At 55.6% G+C, this 18,106-nt stretch carries 19 protein-coding genes; 2 read left to right on the plus strand and 17 right to left on the minus strand.

What is annotated here, in order from left to right; genetic code table 11:
* Positions 1 to 63: 63 nt before the first annotated feature.
* The 15 genes from HVY19_RS13695 to napF form a co-directional block, all read right to left on the minus strand.
* Positions 64 to 1,116, minus strand: a complete 1,053-nt coding sequence (locus HVY19_RS13695) for a cytochrome c-type biogenesis protein CcmH (protein WP_181681114.1) — start codon at positions 1,114 to 1,116, stop codon at positions 64 to 66.
* Positions 1,113 to 1,670 (minus strand): thiol:disulfide interchange protein DsbE, encoded by a 558-nt coding sequence (gene dsbE, locus HVY19_RS13700; RefSeq protein ID WP_181681115.1) that lies wholly within the window; start codon positions 1,668 to 1,670, stop codon positions 1,113 to 1,115. Before dsbE ends, HVY19_RS13695 begins: the two co-directional genes overlap by 4 nt.
* Positions 1,667 to 3,610 carry a heme lyase CcmF/NrfE family subunit gene (locus HVY19_RS13705; RefSeq protein WP_181681116.1) on the minus strand — a complete coding sequence of 648 codons (1,944 nt, stop codon included), beginning with the start codon at positions 3,608 to 3,610 and terminating at the stop codon, positions 1,667 to 1,669. The genes dsbE and HVY19_RS13705 overlap by 4 nt, the downstream gene beginning before the upstream one ends.
* Positions 3,607 to 4,086 carry a cytochrome c maturation protein CcmE gene (gene ccmE, locus HVY19_RS13710; RefSeq protein WP_181681117.1) on the minus strand — a complete coding sequence of 160 codons (480 nt, stop codon included), beginning with the start codon at positions 4,084 to 4,086 and terminating at the stop codon, positions 3,607 to 3,609. Before ccmE ends, HVY19_RS13705 begins: the two co-directional genes overlap by 4 nt.
* Positions 4,083 to 4,295: a heme exporter protein CcmD gene (gene ccmD / locus HVY19_RS13715; protein ID WP_181681118.1), complete on the minus strand. Its 213-nt coding sequence runs from the start codon at positions 4,293 to 4,295 to the stop codon at positions 4,083 to 4,085. Before ccmD ends, ccmE begins: the two co-directional genes overlap by 4 nt.
* The gene (locus tag HVY19_RS13720) at positions 4,292 to 5,029 is read right to left on the minus strand and encodes a heme ABC transporter permease (protein WP_181681119.1); all 738 of its coding nucleotides are present in this window, start codon (positions 5,027 to 5,029) and stop codon (positions 4,292 to 4,294) included. Before HVY19_RS13720 ends, ccmD begins: the two co-directional genes overlap by 4 nt.
* A gap of 93 nt (positions 5,030 to 5,122) precedes the next feature.
* A complete protein-coding gene (ccmB, locus tag HVY19_RS13725; protein WP_181681120.1) occupies positions 5,123 to 5,782 on the minus strand; it encodes a heme exporter protein CcmB in 660 nt (219 codons plus the stop codon).
* Entirely contained in the window at positions 5,779 to 6,399 is a 621-nt protein-coding gene (gene ccmA, locus HVY19_RS13730; RefSeq protein ID WP_181681121.1) for a cytochrome c biogenesis heme-transporting ATPase CcmA, read from the minus strand. The genes ccmB and ccmA overlap by 4 nt, the downstream gene beginning before the upstream one ends.
* Before the next feature lie 23 nt (positions 6,400 to 6,422).
* Complete coding sequence (napC, locus tag HVY19_RS13735) at positions 6,423 to 7,025, minus strand: cytochrome c-type protein NapC (RefSeq protein WP_181681122.1); 603 nt, start codon at positions 7,023 to 7,025, stop codon at positions 6,423 to 6,425.
* 9 nt (positions 7,026 to 7,034) lie between these two features.
* Entirely contained in the window at positions 7,035 to 7,484 is a 450-nt protein-coding gene (gene napB, locus HVY19_RS13740) for a nitrate reductase cytochrome c-type subunit (protein WP_181681123.1), read from the minus strand.
* A complete protein-coding gene (gene napH / locus HVY19_RS13745; protein WP_181681124.1) occupies positions 7,481 to 8,344 on the minus strand; it encodes a quinol dehydrogenase ferredoxin subunit NapH in 864 nt (287 codons plus the stop codon). Before napH ends, napB begins: the two co-directional genes overlap by 4 nt.
* On the minus strand, positions 8,331 to 9,026 hold the full coding sequence (gene napG, locus HVY19_RS13750) for a ferredoxin-type protein NapG (RefSeq protein ID WP_181681125.1): 696 nt from the start codon (positions 9,024 to 9,026) through the stop codon (positions 8,331 to 8,333). Before napG ends, napH begins: the two co-directional genes overlap by 14 nt.
* 6 nt (positions 9,027 to 9,032) lie before the next feature.
* Entirely contained in the window at positions 9,033 to 11,519 is a 2,487-nt protein-coding gene (gene napA, locus HVY19_RS13755; RefSeq protein ID WP_181681126.1) for a nitrate reductase catalytic subunit NapA, read from the minus strand.
* Complete coding sequence (gene napD / locus HVY19_RS13760; protein WP_181681127.1) at positions 11,516 to 11,779, minus strand: chaperone NapD; 264 nt, start codon at positions 11,777 to 11,779, stop codon at positions 11,516 to 11,518. Before napD ends, napA begins: the two co-directional genes overlap by 4 nt.
* Positions 11,769 to 12,260 carry a ferredoxin-type protein NapF gene (napF, locus tag HVY19_RS13765; RefSeq protein ID WP_181681128.1) on the minus strand — a complete coding sequence of 164 codons (492 nt, stop codon included), beginning with the start codon at positions 12,258 to 12,260 and terminating at the stop codon, positions 11,769 to 11,771. Before napF ends, napD begins: the two co-directional genes overlap by 11 nt.
* Positions 12,261 to 12,672: 412 nt before the next feature.
* On the opposite strand from napF, the gene eco reads away from it, so the two are divergent.
* On the plus strand, positions 12,673 to 13,170 hold the full coding sequence (gene eco / locus HVY19_RS13770) for a serine protease inhibitor ecotin (RefSeq protein ID WP_181684285.1): 498 nt from the start codon (positions 12,673 to 12,675) through the stop codon (positions 13,168 to 13,170).
* A 93-nt stretch (positions 13,171 to 13,263) separates the two neighbouring features.
* On the opposite strand, the gene mqo is transcribed toward eco, so the two are convergent.
* Positions 13,264 to 14,919: a malate dehydrogenase (quinone) gene (gene mqo / locus HVY19_RS13775; protein WP_181681129.1), complete on the minus strand. Its 1,656-nt coding sequence runs from the start codon at positions 14,917 to 14,919 to the stop codon at positions 13,264 to 13,266.
* A gap of 191 nt (positions 14,920 to 15,110) precedes the next feature.
* Between mqo and HVY19_RS13780 the strand changes: the two genes are divergently transcribed.
* Entirely contained in the window at positions 15,111 to 16,313 is a 1,203-nt protein-coding gene (locus HVY19_RS13780) for a SulP family inorganic anion transporter (RefSeq protein WP_181681130.1), read from the plus strand.
* 117 nt (positions 16,314 to 16,430) lie between these two features.
* On the opposite strand, the gene HVY19_RS13785 is transcribed toward HVY19_RS13780, so the two are convergent.
* Positions 16,431 to 18,074 (minus strand): multidrug ABC transporter permease/ATP-binding protein, encoded by a 1,644-nt coding sequence (locus tag HVY19_RS13785; protein WP_181681131.1) that lies wholly within the window; start codon positions 18,072 to 18,074, stop codon positions 16,431 to 16,433.
* Between the last annotated feature and the right edge of the window lie 32 nt (positions 18,075 to 18,106).

The raw sequence follows: 18,106 nt of genomic DNA on the forward strand, positions 1-18,106 counted from the left end.
TTATCAGGCCTACACGTAGGCCGGATAAGACGGAATGCGTCGCCATCCGGCATATTCCACGGTTTACTCTTTGTGCGGCGATAACGCCTGCATGGCCTGTGCGATACTGCGCTCAATAACCGCGCGACGCGTATCGTTGGCCGGCAACATCTTCAGCATCATCTCCCATGCCGCAACGGCTTCGCCAAAACGCTCTTGTTCGAAGGCGTTAAAGGCGTACATGCTGAGCACTTTGACATTCGCCTGACCGCCGCTGACCAACTCGCGCAGCAACACCCCACCAAGTCGGTTATCATCCGGGTCGGATGAACGGGTTAGCGCCTCGGCATAGCCCAGCGCGGCATCATTGTTCTTTGGATCCAGGCGGTAAGCATTGGCATACGCCTCTGTCGCCGTGCTGGCATTGCCCAGCACCATGCCGATTCGCCCTAACATGATCCAGCCATCGACGTTCGCCGCATCATCCTGCAAACGCGTACGCAGCCCCAGCGCGAGTCTCGTCATCTCTTCTTCATTGAGCGGCTGCGCTTTTGGATCTAACGCGCGCTCCAGCAAAGCCGGCGCCTGCGCGGTTGCCTGCTGCCAGACTTTCACCTGCTGATAATTGCCTGTCTTGTAATAGCAGACGCCACCAATAATCACAGCCATCACAATACCTGGCAGGTAAATCGCCATACCCGCACGTTTCCCCTCCAGTGTGGGGATCTCATCTGGATACGTCTCTTGCTCCAGGCGTACCCGGCGACGCGAGCGGGAATAAATCACCCAGCCACCAGCACCGATAGCCACAGCGGGAAGTACCCACAGCAAAATGGTCAGCGGCGTCAACGGCGGGTCGTAGGTCACGAAATTGCCGTAACGCGCCACCATGTAATCGACAATTTCCTGCTGGCTTTTCCCTTCCTGCATCAGCTCATACACTTTCTGCCGCAGGTCGGTGGCTATCATTGAGTTAGAGTCGGCGATATTGTTGTTCTGACATTTCGGGCAACGCAGCAGTACTGTGAGCTCGCGGAACTGCTGCTCCTGCGCCTCATCCTTAAATTGCATCACATCCGTCGCGGCCAGCGCGTTTGCCGAAAGCAGGAGCATCAGCGCGCCCAGTAAGATTCTCATTGCGCGGCCTCCTTGCTGTATTTTTCCCACAGCGGCTTAATTTCGCTTTCCCACACGCGGGCATTCAGATCGCCCGCATGGCGATAGCGGATGATCCCCTTACCGTCGATCAAGAACGTTTCCGGCGCGCCGTACACGCCCAGGTCCAGACCCAGCATTCCGTCGCCGTCGAACAAACTCAGCGCGTAGGGGTTTCCCAACTCTCTCAGCCAGGCAACGGCTTTCTGCCGTTCATCTTTATAGTTCAGTCCCACGACGCGGATACCCTGCGCCGAAAGCTGATTAAGATACTGATGCTCGGCGCGGCAGGTTGGGCACCAGGTCGCCCAGACGTTAAGCAGAACGGGTTTGCCCTGCGTCAGCACATCGGCTTCATAATGCTTGCCCGGGTTCTCCAGCGACTCGAGTCGAAACGTCGGCACCGGCTTACCAATAAGCGCCGATTCCAGATTCGTCGGCGTGTCCCCTTCCGCATTACGCGCCAGTTGCCACAACAGCGCCGCTGCGATAACAAGGAAAATCACAAGAGGGATCAAAAGTACGTTGCGCTTCATACAGCCTCCGGCGCAGTTTTCTGCGGGTGAACACGCTTGCGATAGCGCGGATCAAACAGGCAGAGCAACCCGCCTAACGCCATCAACAGCCCACCCGTCCAAATCCAGCGAATAAACGGTTTGTAATACAGACGAACGGCCCACGCGCCGTTATCCAGTTCTTCGCCGAGCGCTGCGTACAGGTCACGGGTGATCCCGCCGTCAATTGCCGCTTCCGTCATCATTGAACTGGTACTGTTGTAATAACGTTTTTCCGCATGCAGCGTCGCTTCGGCTTTCCCGTCACGCGTTACGCCGATAATGGCCACACCGCCGCGATAGTTCGGCCCGGTAATATCTTTCACTTCGCGGAAGGTGAACTGATAATCGTGAATTGCGACACTATCCCCGGCCTTCATGCGCACATCACGCTCAATGCTGTAATTCTGGCTGAAGGCGATACCGACGATCGTCACTGCAAGCCCGACGTGCGCTGCCACCATGCCCCAATAGCTGAGAGTCACCTTCGTCCCGCGTGAGATACGCAGCGCAACTTCTGCCATTGCCAGCACGAACACCCAGCAGGCCATTGCCAGACCAACCACCGTCATGGCGGCAATCTTGTTTTCAAACAGCCACGGCAACAGCAGTGACAGTACCAGGGTGCTGACAAAGGCAACGATCATCAGCCCTCGTAATTTACGCGGGCGATCGCGCCCCCAGCGCACCAGCGGGCCAATGCCCAACAGCAGAGCAAACGGTGCCATCAGCCAGGTGAACATGGTGTTGAAGAACGGTTCACCGATGGAAATACTGCCCAGCCCCAGTTGCTTATGCACCAGCGGCAGCAGCGTGCCCAGCAGCACGACCAGCATGGCGGCAATCAGTAAAACGTTATTGCCGAGCAGCAGTGATTCACGCGACCAGAGCGCGTTGTTCACGCGTGAACGCACCTTATGCCCCCGCGTAGCGAACAACAGCAACGAACCGCCGATCACCAGCACCATAAAGGCCAGGATGAACATTCCACGCGACGGATCGGAGGCAAACGCATGTACCGACACCAGCACACCGGAGCGCACCAGGAAGGTGCCGAGCAAACAAAGCGAAAACGCGCAGATGGAGAGCAGCAGCGTCCACGCCTTAAAGCTGGCGCGCTGTTCCGTTACCGCCAGTGAGTGCATCAGAGCGGTTCCCACCAGCCACGGCATGAACGAGGCGTTCTCCACCGGGTCCCAGAACCACCAGCCGCCCCAGCCCAGTTCGTAATAGGCCCAGGCGGAACCGAGTACGATGCCCAGCGTCAGAAACACCCACGCCGCCAGCGTCCACGGACGTGAAAAGCGGGCAAAAGTGCTGTCCAGGCGACCGCTCATCAACGCGGCAATGGCAAACGCAAAGGCCACCGAGAAACCCACGTAGCCCATATACAGTAACGGGGGATGGAAAATAAGACCGGGATCCTGAAGTAGCGGATTGAGATCGCGGCCTTCAATCGGGAAGTCAGGCAGCGTGCGTGAAAACGGATTTGAGGTGAACAGAATGAACAGCAAAAAGCCAACGCTGACCATCCCCATCACCGCCAGTACGCGGGCGACAATATCCAGCGGCATCCGCTGAGAAAATAGCGCAACGGCAAAGGTCCAGCCGCTCATCAGCAGGACCCACAGCAGCAGCGAGCCTTCATGCGCGCCCCAGGTCGCCGCGACGCGATACCAGACCGGCAGTTGCGTATTCGAATTGCTGGCGACATAGGTGACGGTGAAATCGTTCACCACGAAGGCATTGACCAGCACCATAAAGGCGCCCATCACCAGAATAAACAGCAGCCAGGCAAACGGTCTGGCCGACGCCATCATCCGAACGTCGCCACGCCCCACGCCCCACAGCGGATAGATGGAGAGCAGCAACGCTACGCCCAGCGCCAGGCATAACAACGCATTGCCAATTTCAGGCATCATGATGCTTTATCCTTATAGACGCTTTCCGGACGGCGGTGGTTATCCTGCATCGCTTTTTCCACTTCCGGCGGGGTGTAGTTTTCATCATGTTTGGCGAGAACTTCTTTCGCCTGAATATGGTTTTTCTCACCCAGTTCGCCCTGTACTACCACACCCTGCCCTTCGCGGAACAGGTCTGGCAGAATGCCTTCGTAGGTCACATCCACCACACCTTCCGCATCATAGATGCTGAAAATGACCTTCAGCGACTGAGGATCGCGCTTCACGCTGCCGGGCATCACCATGCCGCCCACGCGCAATCGTTGCCCCACTTCCGGCATCTGCTGCGTCTCGCGTTTACCGTAGAGAATCTCTCCCGGCGTGTAGAACAGATCGATGTTAGCGCGCAGTGCATACAACACCAGCGTGATGGTCAGAGCCAGCCCCACCAGCACACCGCAGGCGATCCACAAACGGTTTCGACGACGAATATTCATGCTGCCTCCTGCTGCGCCTGAGCCGCCTGCATCCGCGCCTCGCGTGCGCGCTGCTGAGCAACGTCACGCAAAATCGCCCGATGACGGGTTGCGGTATGAATAACCAGTATGCCCATTGGGATGACGCTCATCGCCACCGCCAGCCAGACATAAAAGGCGTAACCGCCCATTGCAAAAAACTCGCTCCACGATGCAAATGCAGGGGTCATTGGCGGCCTCTTTTTATAATCAGTTCGCTCACCCACGGGCGGCGTTTTTCCATCATCAGAATCAGGTTACGCATGCGCATCAGCGTCAGCGTAATGAACATCAGCAGGTAGCCGATAATCGCCAGGCGCAGCGGTGTGCGCATCGCCGGGTCAATACTCTGTTGCATTCGGGTCGAGCCCTGATGCAGGGTGTTCCACCATTCAACTGAATAGTGGATGATTGGCAGGTTAACTACGCCAATCAGCACCAGAATACCCGCCGCACGCCCCGCCATTTTACGGTCATCAAAGGCATGCCAGAGGGCGATGGCACCGACATAGAGAAACAGCAGCACCAGTTCTGAGGTCAGACGTGCGTCCCATACCCACCAGGTTCCCCACATCGGTTTGCCCCATGCGGAGCCCGTCACCAGGGCGATGAACGTAAACACCGCACCCACCGGCGCCATTGCCGCCAGGGCCAGGTTAGCCATTTTCATCTGCCAGACGAGGCCGATAAACGCCGCTACGGCCATTGAGGCATAAATCCCCATCGACCAGATTGCCGCCGGGACGTGCAGATAAATAATGCGATAGCTTTGCCCCTGCTGATAATCCGCTGGCGCAAAGCCAAACCCCCAGATCCAGCCCGTAGCCAGCACGATGATACTGGCAGCAGCAAGCCACGGCACAAACCAGCCGCAGATCTGATAAAGCCGTGGGGGCATAGCCAGTTGATGAAGTGTTTTCCACATAGTGAGTCACCAGACGTAAACAAACTGATTAGTTTTCATCGTGCCGGATGGCGGCTTACGCCTTATCCGGCCTACAAATACTCTGCACATGCTCTACTGCACGCTAATGCGTAATGCTGCCGCCGTCGCAAACGGGCTTAACGTGGCGCTCCCCGCCAGCAACGCGCCTAAAATCGCCAGGTATCCATCAACCGGGAGATGCATCGATGCCGCATCCATCGCGGCAGTAGCAAAAATTAATAACGGGATGGTTAACGGCAGCACCAGCACGCTCAGCAACACGCCGCCGCGCTTCAGTCCAACCGTCAGTCCTACCCCCGGCGCGCCGAGGAAACTCAGCGTCGGCGTGCCCAACAAGAGCGTCAGCGCCATAATTTTCCAGCCGTAGATGTCCATCCCCAGCAGTAGCGCCACCAGCGGGGAGAGAATCAACAGCGGAAGCCCGGTTACCATCCAGTGGGCCATGACCTTCGCTAACACCACCATCGGCAGTGGGATCGGCAGCAGCATCAGTTGCTCAAGACTGCCATCCTGCAAATCGTCACGAAACAGTCGCTCCAGCGCCAGCAGTGAAGACAGAAGTGCAGCAACCCAAATAATGCCCGGCGCGATGCGCGCCAGCAGTTGCGGTTCCGGCCCAATACTGAGCGGGAATAGAGTGATAACAATCAGAAAGAACCACAGCGGGTTGGCAATTTCCGCGCTATGGCGAAAGGCAACCCGCAGTTCGAGACGAAAGATACGCCACATCATTGCCCTGCCCTCGCGTGGGTTAGCGCAATACGGCGTATGCGGTCAGTGTCGACGTTCAGGGGTTGGTGGGTCGTGAGAATAACAATCCCACCCTGTTCGGTATGCTGCGCCATCCGCTGCGTCAGGCGTTCTACACCGTTCACATCAATGGCGGTAAAAGGTTCGTCAAGGATCCAGAGTGTGGCATGGGTGAGCCAAAGACGTGCCAGCGCGACACGACGCTGCTGCCCGGCAGAAAGTTGGTTGACCGGAATGTCTTCATAACCCGCAAGGCCCGCCTGCACCAGTGCTTGCAGACACTGCGCGGTATCGCCGTCCTGGTGGAAAAAGCGCAGGTTCTCCAACGCCGTCAGCCGGGTTTTTATGCCCGGCTGATGTCCAATCCACAACAGATTTTGATGGTAGCTATCCCGCACATGGTGCAGCGGTTGCTCCTGCCAATAGACCTGCCCGCCGTCAGGGCGAGCAAGTCCGGTCAGCAACCGCAACAGGGTCGTTTTCCCCGCGCCGTTGCCCCCGGTGATTTGGATCCACTCCCCTGCGTCCGCCTGGAATGAGAGGTCGTTGAATAAGACACGCTCATCCCGCTCGCAGAGCAGCGCTCTGGCTTCAAGCATACTACCCACTCATTACCATCCCGTCAGAAACCCGGTTTGACTTCGCGCATATCAGGGAGTTTGTGCGCAATCCCTTTATGGCAGTCAATGCAGGTTTGCCCGTCTTTCACAGCCTGATCGTGCAGTTTGGCCGCGACACCTTTCTGGGCGGTTAAATCCATAAACTCAAAGTTGTGACAGTTACGACACTCCTGAGAGTTGTTATCTTTCATCCGCCGCCACTCGTTTTGCGCCATCGTCAGACGGTGCGCTTCAAATTTTTGCGGCGTATCGATCAGACCCAGCGCTTTGGCGTACAGCTCTTTGCTGGCTTTGATCTTACGGATCATTTTCGGTACGAATTCATGCGGTACGTGACAGTCCGGGCAGGTGGCACGCACGCCGCTACGGTTGTTGTAGTGCACCGTTTCCATATACTCCTGGTAAACTGTGTTACGCATTTCGTGGCAGCTAATACAGAACTCTTCGGTGTTGGCCTTTTCCATCCCGGTGTTAAACCCACCCCAGAAAATAATTCCGCCAACGAACCCGATTAACAGCAGCGTACCCAGCGCCAGGCGGCTGGGGCGACGCCACCATTGCCAGAGTCGCTTAATCCGGCCTGGTTTACGGTTAGTATTTTCCATAATGACCTCTTATTTCCCGTAACCTTTCGACGGAATAAAGCTATTGCCCACAATCGGCGCAGCGTCGGCCTGCGGCACGTGACACTGCAGGCAGAAGTAACGACGCGGCGCCACTTCGGCTAACACTTTGCCATCGCTGTCCATAAAGTGCGTCGGGCTGATGCGCGGCGCTCCGGTGGTGCGATAGCCCTCAACACCGTGACATTGCAGACAGCGGTTCGTGTTGGTGGTCACCTGATAGCCGTCCACGCTGTGTGGCACCATCGGCGGCTGGTTAACGTAGTTCAGCGGCATACGCTCCTGCTCTTTCGGCATGCGAACAGCCCCTTCCTGGGTACCTGAGACTTCCGGCGACTTGCTGAGATCCACTCCATTTGCTGCCCAAACCGCACCACTTACCACCAGCGCAAGCAGAGCCGTCCACTGACACAGCGCTTTTTTCAGGTCATGGCTTTTCATTGTTTCGCTCCCGAACTCCATCGTGTAGTTATTGTAAATACATCCTCAGAACAGACGTCCACGCAGCGACCGCAGGTCATACAGTCGCGGTGAGTAACCTGCACCGGGCTTTGCTCATCCAGCACCGGGGCACGTAGTACATGCGGTTCCGGGCAAACATGAAAACAGTCCATACAGCGGTTACATTTCTGTCGATCTGTTGCCGCAACGGTTAACGCGCCTTTGCTACCCAGCACGCCGTACAGTGCACCTAAAGGACAAAGATGCCCGCACCAGCCGTGTTCAACGACCAGTAAATCAAATAAAAACAGAGCGATAATCAGCAGTGCGCCACTACCGAACCCCATCACCAGGCTACGCCCAAGCAGTGAAACGGGGTTAATCCATTCCCACAGCAGCGTTCCGGTGAGGGCTGAACCGACCAGCACCACAACCAGCAGCACGTAACGTATATGACGTGGGATAGTCGCGGACTGATTCAGGTCAAACCTTCTGCGTAACCAGGCCGCAAAATCGGTAACCGGGTTCAGCGGACAAACCCAACCGCAAAATAATCGCTTTCCTGCCAGCGCGTACAACAGCGTAATAATGACCGCGCCGGTCAACCCAACCGCAGCGGGCAGATGACCGCTCGCCAGGCTTTGGAGCGTGATGAGCGGATCGGTAAACGGAACGGTATCCAGCAGCAGGCTGCTGCTGTAGTTTCCGTGCAGGATCCAGACGCCAAGCCAGGGCCCGCTGAGAAACATCCCCAGCACAATAAGCTGGCTGAAACGGCGGAACATCAGCCAGCGGTGGCTGCGCCACCAGCCTTTTTTTGCCTGCGCTTCGCGCCCGGCATCACGTTTACGATTTGCCATCGTTCCCCTCCAGCCAACCGAAGCGGTAATGGTGGCCCAACTCCCCTTTTGCCAACGACAGCGGCAATACTTTTATTGCCGGTTGTTCCAGCACACAGACTTTTTCGCATTTACCGCAGCCGGTACAGGCGTCGCTGTGAACGGTAGGAAGAAATCGCGCATGTTTACCGGTGCGCATATTGCGATCCAGTTCCAGCGTGATGGCCTCATCGATTTTCGGGCATTCGCGATAACAAACGTCACAGCGTAATCCCTGGAAGTTCAGGCAGTTTTCCTGATCGAGCAGAACCGCCAGCCCCATCCGTGAGTCATCGATGGATTCGATATCTTTATCCAACGCGCCGCTAGGGCAGACTTTGGCGCACGGAATGTCTTCACACATTTCGCACGGGATATCGCGGGCGACAAAATAAGGCGTCCCCGCCGCCAGCCCGGAAGCCAGCGTCGCCAGTTTTAACGTGTCATACGGACATGCCTGAACGCACTGCCCGCAACGCACACAGGCGCTGGCAAAGGCGTTCTCGTTCAACGCTCCTGGTGGGCGCAACCGCACGCCCGTTGCGCGTGCGGTTTGCTGCTGTAACCCCAGCGCCACGCCAACGGCAGCCAGCCCGCCTGCTGTGCGAATAACATCGCGCAGAAAGCGGCGGCGGCCATTTTGGGGTTTCGCTGACCGGGACATGATCCGTTACACCTTCGCCAGTTTCACAGCGCACTTCTTGAAATCCGTCTCTTTAGAGAGCGGATCCGTTGCATCCAGCGTCAGGTTGTTGACTAACTGTGCAGCGTCGAAGAACGGCATGTAAACCAGCCCCTGTGGCGGACGGTTACGTCCACGGGTTTCGACAATCGAAATCACTTCACCCCGGCGCGATACCACTTTCACTTTATCGCCACGGCGCAAATCGCGTTTTTTCGCATCCAGCGGATGGATAAACAGAACCGCTTCCGGGAATGCGCGGTGCAGTTCAGGCACGCGGCGGGTCATACTGCCGGTGTGCCAGTGTTCCAGCACGCGTCCGGTAGAAAGCCACAGGTCGTACTCAGCATCCGGCGCTTCTGCCGCCGGCTCAAACGGCAGCGCGAAGATAACCGCTTTTCCGTCTGGTTTACCGTAGAACTTGTAGCCTTCACCCGCTTTCACATACGGGTCATTGCCTTCGCTGTAACGCCACAGGGTTTCTTTACCGTCAACCACCGGCCAGCGCAGACCGCGCGCCTTGTGATAGTCATCGAACGGGGCCAGATCGTGACCATGACCGCGACCAAACCAGGCGTATTCTTCAAACAGCCCTTTTTGCAGATAGAAGCCCAGCTCGCGGGACTCATCATTGAGCTGATCGTCTTTCAGCTCGGTCACCGGGAATTTGGTCACCGCAGGGGTGGCGAACAGCACGTCGTACAGCGTTTTACCACGCAGTTCAGGTTTCTTCGCCAACAGTTCTTCCGGCCAGACCTCTTCCGTTTTGAAACGACGGGCAAACTGCACCAACTGCCACAGGTCTGACTTCGCTTCACCTGGCGCTTTAATCTGCTGACGCCAGAACTGGGTACGACGCTCAGCGTTGCCGTAAGCCCCTTCTTTTTCTACCCACATCGCGGTTGGCAGGATCAGGTCCGCAGCCAGCGCGCTGACGGTCGGATACGGGTCAGAGACAATGATAAAGTTGCGCGGATCGCGCCAGCCCGGCATACGCTCTTCGTTGATGTTCGGACCTGCCTGCATGTTGTTGGTACACATCGTCCAGTAGACGTTCAGCTTGCCGTCTTTCAGCGCGCGGTCCTGCGCGACAGCATGCAGACCGATTTTCGGCGGAATGGTGCCTGCCGGAATATTCCAGTGCTTCTCACAGATATCGCGGTGTTTTTCGTTGGTAACTACCATGTCCGCAGGCAGACGGTGGGAGAAGGTGCCCACTTCACGCGCGGTACCGCAAGCGGAAGGCTGACCGGTCAGAGAGAACGGTCCGCAGCCCGGCTGGGCGATTTTGCCCGTCAGCAGGTGAATGTTGTAGACCAGGTTGTTGGCCCACACGCCGCGTGTATGCTGGTTGAAGCCCATCGTCCAGTAAGAGATAACGCGTTTTTTCGGATCGGCATACAGCTTCGCCAGCGCTTCCAACTGGTCTTCTGGCACACCGGACATTTCGGCGGTTTTTTCGAGCGTGTACTCGGCAACGAACGCTTTGTAGTCCTCAAAGCTCATCGGCTCGGAGGCGTCGGAACCTGGGTTTTTCGCCGCTTTTTCCAGCGGATGCGTCGGACGCAGGCCGTAGCCGATATCCGTAACCCCTTTACGCACGTTAACGTGCTTGCTAAAGAAGTCCTGGTTAATCGCGTTGTTCTGAATGATGTAGTTGGCGATGTAGTTAAGGATCACCAGGTCGGTCTGCGGCGTGAATACCATGCCGTTGTCCGCCAGCTCGAAGCTACGGTGCTGGAAAGTGGACAGAACAGAGACGTTAACATTCGAGTCGGACAGGCGGCGGTTAGTAATGCGCGACCAGAGGATCGGGTGCATTTCCGCCATGTTGGCGCCCCAGAGCACAAACGCATCGGCCTGCTCGATATCATCGTAACAGCCCATCGGTTCGTCCATACCGAAGGTACGCATAAAACCAACCACCGCTGACGCCATACAGTGACGCGCGTTGGGGTCGATGTTGTTCGAGCGGAAACCGGCTTTAAACAGCTTAGCAGCGGCATAACCTTCCCAGATCGTCCACTGACCAGAACCAAACATACCGATGGATTCCGGACCTTTTTCTTTCAGTGCGGTTTTGAATTTCTCTTCCATCACGTCGAAAGCTTGATCCCAGCTGATCGGGGTAAATTCGCCGTCTTTACTGTACTTACCGTCTCGCATACGCAGCAGCGGCTGCGTTAAGCGGTCATCACCGTACATGATTTTGGGCAGGAAGTAGCCCTTGATGCAGTTCAAACCACGGTTGACCGGAGCATCGGGATCGCCCTGGCAGGCGACGATACGCCCCTGTTGCGTTCCCACCAGCACACCACAGCCCGTCCCGCAAAAACGACACGGAGCTTTATCCCACTTAATGGCTTCCTGCTGACCCACAACTGCACGGGCCACGCCCGGCACGCTTAGCCCGGCAGCCGCCGCAGCGGCCGCAACGGCGTTAGCTTTCATAAAGCTACGACGACTGAGTTTCATGGTGTTTCCTCACCTTGCTCATCCTGCTGGTGATATACCAGCGACACCGCCAGCACGCCCGCAACGTTGCGTACCGACTCAATTGTTTGCATCAGCGTTTCGCTGTGTTCTGCTTCTACCACCACAATCAACTGACCGCTTTCCTTGTCGCTTACGGCAACTTCACAGCCGGGGAATTCGCTCAATTGCGTGCTGATATCCTGTAAGTGTTCGCTTTTTGCCTGAACAATCAGGCTGCAAACTTGCCAGTTAGTGTGCATGGTTGTACTCCGCATTAATGGCAGATACCGGACAACTGGCGGCACACGCGCCACATCCGTTACATGCCTGGTTGTCGAGCTGCGGCTGATAAATACCGGACTGCGTTGGGCGAAAGATTATCGCCTGCGGTTCACAGCTATCCTGACAGCGACGACACTCAACAGACTGATACGCCAGGCAGCCCTGCCCGAGGGTGAAAATCAGATCCCATGCCCTGGTGTGGCGCGGAGAAAACAGAGATTCGGGGCAAGCCTGCGCACACGCGTAGCAGAAACTGCATTCGTTTTGTTTGAAGTTAACGGTCGGATAGCCGCCCGGCCCGCGCTGTAGAACATCGTTTTCACAGCACTGAATGCAGGCATCGCAACGGGTGCAATGAGAGAGAAAATGGGATTCTTCCATACTCCACGGCGGACGTATCCCGCTGCTGGCTTTACGCCAACTGCCTGTCAATATGCCTCGACGGGATAGATCAACCATGGCATCGCCCTTCCATAAACGACGCTCCCCCAGGCGGGGTGAACGACAATAAAAACCGCATTACAACTAAGTCATTATTATGTTTGCTAAGATATTAAAGGATGTGTCAGAGGTGCATACCCCAATTGGGGTAAAACAGGTGGTGGGATCAAAAGAGTGTCAAAGAAGCTTGTCAGAATGTGCTTCCCCGCACATTTCAAGCGGTTATATTTTATTCTATATAGCGAGAGAACTCCACGATTTATTATATTGAGTAAGACGTAAAACACGAAATAAAACACCAGATCAAAGCAAAATGATCAGTCATTAAATCTTAAAATTACGTAAAGAGATATTAATAATCTTGATGAATATGTTAACCTGCCGCGAAAATCGTTCATAAGACCAAAAAGGACCCCCTGTGAACTCAAAACTGAAGACAATTGTCCCTGCCATTTTATTCGCGACTTTCGCCAGCACCGCTGTACTGGCGGCCTCTGTTGATATGAATACGCAACCGCTGGAAAAAATAGCCCCCTATCCGCAGGCGGAAAAAGGCATGAAGCGTCAGGTCATTCAATTACCCCCGCAGGAAGATGAATCTACTCTGAAAGTGGAACTGATGCTGGGTCAAACGCTGGAGGTGGACTGCAATCAGCATCGCCTCGGCGGCGAACTGGAAAGCAAAACGCTGGAAGGCTGGGGCTATGACTATTATGTGTTTGATAAAGTCACGTCTCCGGTATCAACCATGATGGCCTGCCCGGACGGCAAGAAAGAGCAGAAATTCGTGAGCGCTTATCTGGGCAATGACGGCATGCTGCGCTACAACAGCAAACTGCCGATCGTGGTCTATGCTCCGGCTAATGTTGAAGTGAAATACCGGATCTGGAAAGCGGAAGAGAAGATTCAGGACGCGGTGGCGCGATAAACAATATTGTGCCGGATGGCGGCTTACCGCCTTATCCGGCCTACAGACATCTGAACCAGGCCGGATAAGCGCAGCGCCATCCGGCGCATCGGTTTACAGCGCGATATCCGCCACTTCTTTACGCGCAGGCTGCGCCAGAGGCTTAAGCTGCGCTTTCGGCGCGGTATCGGCAACCTGCGGCTGGTCATATTTCAGACCGAGCACTTCGCTGGTGTATTTCAGTTCCCGCTCCGTCGCCTCTACGTTCCCGTTCAGCTTCGTGCCGTAAGACGGAATAATCGTTTTCAGCTTTGCCTGCCACTGCGGGCTGTTCACTTTGTCCTTAAAGACCGTTTCCATCAGATGCAGCATAATCGGTGCCGCTGTTGATGCGCCTGGCGAAGCGCCAAGCAGCGCCGCAACGGTTCCCTCTTTGTCGCTCACCACTTCGGTTCCCAGACGCAGTACTCCGCCTTTGTCTTCATCACGCTTGATAATCTGTACGCGCTGACCGGCCTGCCACAAACGCCAGTCCTCTTTTTTCGCCTGCGGATAGTACTCTTTCAGCGCGTCGAAACGATCGTCTTCGCTCAGCATCACCTGACTAATCAGGTATTTCACCAGATCAAAGTTATCCAGCCCTACGTTAACCATTGGCATAAAGTTCGACGTCGTCGTGGAGCTCAGCAGATCCCACAGCGAACCGTTCTTGAGGAATTTGGTTGAAAAGGTAGCGAACGGCCCAAACAGCACCACGCGTTTACCATCCAGAACACGGGTATCGATATGCGGTACCGACATCGGCGGTGCGCCCACCGAAGCCTGACCGTAGACTTTCGCCAGGTGACGGTTCACCACATCCGGATTTTCTGCCACCAGGAACTGTCCGCCAACCGGGAAACCCGCGTACTCGTCGGCTTCAGGAATACCGGTTTCCTGCAACAGTTTCAGCGCCGCGCCACCTGCACCGATAAAGACAAACTTCGCTTTAATGTGATGTTCCGCTTCGCCGTTTTTCAGATCGGCGACGGTTACCGTCCAGGTGTTATCCTCATTACGCTTGAAGCCACGAACTTCCGTGCTCAGTTTCAGCGCAAAGTTGGGCTTTTTCTGCAACGATGCAATCAGTTGTCGTGTGATTTCGCCGTAGTTCACGTCGGTACCGATTTCCGTGCGCGTGGCCGCCACTTTTTGTTGCGGATCGCGCCCTTCCATGACCAGCGGCGCCCATTCTTTTATTTGCGCATGGTCTTCGGAATAGCGCATGCCACGGAACAGCGTGCTCTGCTGTAATGCCGCGTAGCGAGCGCGCAGGAAATTGACGTTTTCATCCCCCCAGACAAAGCTCATATGCGGGACGGTGGTGATAAAGGATCGCGGATCGTGCATTACGCCGCTGTTCACCTGGTGCGCCCAAAACTGGCGTGAAATCTGGAAGGTTTCGTTGATTTCAACCGCTTTTTCAATACTGATGCTACCGTCAGCTTTCTTCGGCGTGTAGTTCAGTTCCATCAGCGCGGAGTGCCCGGTCCCGGCGTTGTTCCAGCCGTTCGAACTTTCCTGCGCTACACCATCAAGACGTTCCACCATGGTCATTGACCAGTCTGGTTCCAGTTCCTGAAGATACGTTCCCAGTGTGGCACTCATGATACCGCCACCGATCAGCAGCACATCCGTTTCCTGCTCTTCTGTCGCTTTCGCTTTTGCCGCCATGGAGACAGCATTCAGCCCAACGGCCATCGTGAAGAGCATGGCAGTCACTTTTTTCATATTGTTAATGCCTTACTTTTTATCGCGTTTTTACGCTGTTTTGCAGGTGAAAATGGAGCGGCACCAACGTTAACACTTCAGCATTAAGATTTAAATATTGTTTATTAATTATATTAAAAGTTTAATTATGTTATTATTATGTTTAAGTTTTACGCAATTAATAGCACTCCATCCCCGATCTGAGAATTACTATGCCAGCGACCTCCACCTCTGCCAGTACAGCTGAACACACCGTCAGCAATGTCCTCTGCGCACCTCGCCTGCTGTTACGTGAAACGCTTGCCGGTGTGATCACCGCGCTGGCGCTGATTCCGGAGGTGATTTCCTTCTCCGTTATTGCAGGCGTTGATCCGAAAGTGAGCCTGATTGCCTCGGTGGTTTTATGTCTGGCGATGTCCGTACTGGGTGGACGTCCGGCGATGGTCACCGCAGCGGCAGGATCCGTGGCGTTGGTGATCGGCCCGATGGTGCATCAGCACGGTGTTCAGTACATCCTGCCTGCCGTGGTGATGGCTGGCATTATCCAGATATTGTTTGGCCTCACCAGAATGGCGCGCCTGATGCGCTTCATTCCTGCGGCCGTCATGACCGGCTTTGTGAATGCCCTCGGCATTCTCATTTTCTTTGCTCAGGTTCCGCATTTCTGGAGCAAAAGCCCGCTGATTTGGGGAATGTTTGTTCTGACTTTACTTATTGTGCTGTGGGCGCCTCGCGTGATTAAAAGCATACCTGCACCGCTGATAGCCATTGTCTTACTGACGGTGTTTACGGTGACTACCGGGCAACTACTGCCTACGGTGGGCGACGAAGGTTCGATGAGCGGCGGATTGCCGGGACTGACACAGTTGCAGGTGCCCCTGAACCTGGAGACGCTGATGATTATCTGGCCCTGCGCACTCAGTATTGCCTTCGTTGGGCTAATGGAATCGCTACTGACGGCAAAGCTGGTGGACGATTTGACGGTGACGCCGTCGAACAAGAATCGTGAAAGTACCGGCCTGGGGATTGCGAATATTATGGCGGGTTTTTACGGTGGCATTGCAGGCTGTGCAATGATCGGCCAGACCATCGTCAACGTGGAGATGGGTCAGGGGCGCAGCCGTGTTTCAACATTTTCCGCTGGCATAGTTTTACTGCTGCTGGTAACCGCACTGAGCGACCTCATGGCAAAAATCCCGATGTCAGTGTTGGCAGGAATTATGGTGATTGTGGCAGTAAAAACATTCAGCTGGCACAGCATTCAACCCGCGACTCTGTCGAAATTACCGCTAATTGAAACACTGGTGATGATCGTGACCGTGGGCGCCACAGTGTACACCGGCAACCTGGCGATTGGCGTGGTTGCCGGCGTGGCGGTTATGGGATTGCTGCCGCGAGTAGTGAAGAAGGCGTAGCCGCCATCCGGCTATCCTGCGCCTGATGGCGCTTCGCTTATCAGGCCTACGGGCACAGCGCAATTTGTAGGCCGGATAAGGCGTAGCCGCCATCCGGCATCGTTCAGACACAGTGGACTACGCGGTACGCGCGACGGCATCACGGGACGCCGCATCGCGCTCATCGCCCACCAGTTCGCTCAACTGCCCGTCACGCATTTCCAGCAGGCGGTCGGCGTGGACAAAATAGTGGTCGTCATGACTGATGGCGAAAATGGTTTTCCCCATCTCTTGCATGAGCGGCAGCAGCACCTGATAGAATTCGCGACGGAAATGCGGATCCTGATCGGCCGCCCACTCATCAAGCAAAATGATATCGCGCTCTTCCGCTAACGCCAGCAGTAGCGCCACGCGCTTCTTCTGCCCTTTCGACAGCTTCAGATTAAGAATTCGTCCGTCGCTCAGTTCCAGCTTGTTCGCCATTTTCAAATGCGCCAGCCACTGCTCAACCAGTGCAGGGTTTGCCGGTTTGCCCTCTGGCCCTAACAGTTGGTCGAATAGCCAGACGTCTGTAAAGACTGCCGAGAACAATTTGCGGTAATCTTCCGGCGTCCCGGTCGCGACCGGCTTACCATCGAGTAAAATCTCCCCTGACTGGGGCTGGTACAGTCCGGTCAGCAGCATAGCCAACGTCGATTTACCGCTACCGTTCCCGCCGATCAGAAACAGCAGTTCACCCCGATGGATCGTCAGGTTCACTGGCCCGACTGAAAACGCATTGTCCTGATAGTGAAACATTACGTTACGCAGTTCGAGGGTTTTCCAGTCCGGAAACGCCTTCGGGCGCGGGAATTCCGCCTTAAACGGGGCAAGATCGAATTTATTGAGTTTGTTAAAGGCGACCTGCGCCGTCAGCAGCGTCGGCAGCGCGCCCACCGCGGACAGCAGCGGAGTCCGCAGAAACAGAAGCGTCAGTGAATAGGTTGCCGCAACGTTGGTATCTGCCCAACCGAGGCTATTTGCCATCCAGAACACCAGCCCAATCGCCCCAAGCAACATAATGTTTGACCAGTTCACCGCGCTCAGGTGGAAGGTATCCGCGCGAATGATGTGGTGGCGATATTCCTTCGCATCCGGAATATACAGCGTATTAAAGATATGCTCCGCCCGTTCGCGGTTCAGCGTCAGCTCTTTGCGCCCTTCCAGCACGGTTTGATAATCGTTGTATAGCTTATCCTCGGTTTCACGCAACGTTGCCATATGCCGGTAAACGCGGGCCACCAGTACAAAGCCGCCCCAGATTGTGATCGCCATCCAGATGACGGTGACCAGCAGCATTTTGGTCGACAGCGTCGCCAGATAAGCCGCAGAACCAAGGGTGAGAATGATCCCCTGTACCAGTTCCGGCAGGCGGACAAACGCAATGGTGATATTGCGGACATCGCTGGTTAACCCCGCCAGTAGCGAAGCGCTGCCCAGTTGCTCAATCCGCTCAACGTGGGTATCAAGAATACGTTTAATGAACTCGCTACGCAGTCGATAGACAAAGTGGTGCCCCAGTGTAGTCAGCGCCAACTGTGAGCCCAGCGTCACCGCCATCAGCAGTAGCAGTAAGCCGAGAAATTCCGGCAGCACCAGCAGGGAGGTATCCGCGGTTTCAATAAGTCGCTGATTGATAAAGGCAATAAGGCCGATACCCAACGCGGCGCTGGCAAGGCTGAGCGCCATCACGCCGATAAATGGCCAGCGATACTGCCGCCAGACAAGAAGGAGAAGTTCCATTTAAACAACCCGGAAAAGGAATAACAGCCCGC

The organism is Citrobacter sp. RHB25-C09 (genome assembly GCF_013836145.1).
GTDB lineage: Bacteria > Pseudomonadota > Gammaproteobacteria > Enterobacterales > Enterobacteriaceae > Citrobacter_A.